This is a genomic window from Streptomyces sp. P17 (genome assembly GCF_032436805.1).
Lineage (GTDB): Bacteria > Actinomycetota > Actinomycetes > Streptomycetales > Streptomycetaceae > Streptomyces.
Map to the genome: position 1 here is coordinate 1 of NZ_JAVRBF010000636.1, position 283 is coordinate 283.

Annotated in this window: 1 protein-coding gene; it reads left to right on the top strand. The window is 34.6% G+C overall.

Annotated elements, in window-relative coordinates:
- Positions 1 to 282, top strand: a 282-nt coding sequence (locus tag RMT89_RS42410) for a PIN domain-containing protein (protein WP_315889095.1), incomplete at its 5' end; no start/stop codon positions are given.
- Position 283: the final 1 nt, after the last annotated feature.

A 283-nucleotide genomic window follows, 5' to 3' on the forward strand; every position in this document is an offset into this window, starting at 1 on the left:
CTTCTTTTTATTGATACCAATATACTCTTGGATTTCTATCGGATCAGGAAGTCTGACATAAGCATAAAATACCTTGAGCAAATTGAAGCTTGCAAGGATAGGCTTATTACTGGCTCACAGGTAGAAATGGAATATAAGAAAAATAGACAAAAGGTAATTGTAGAATCTTTAAATCAATTCTCTAAACCTGATTGGGGAAAGCTGTCTGCTCCAGCATTATTGGCCGTCAATTTCCTTTTTCTTCTTATCTATTGTTTGAGAAGCCTGAAAACTTGCCAATAAT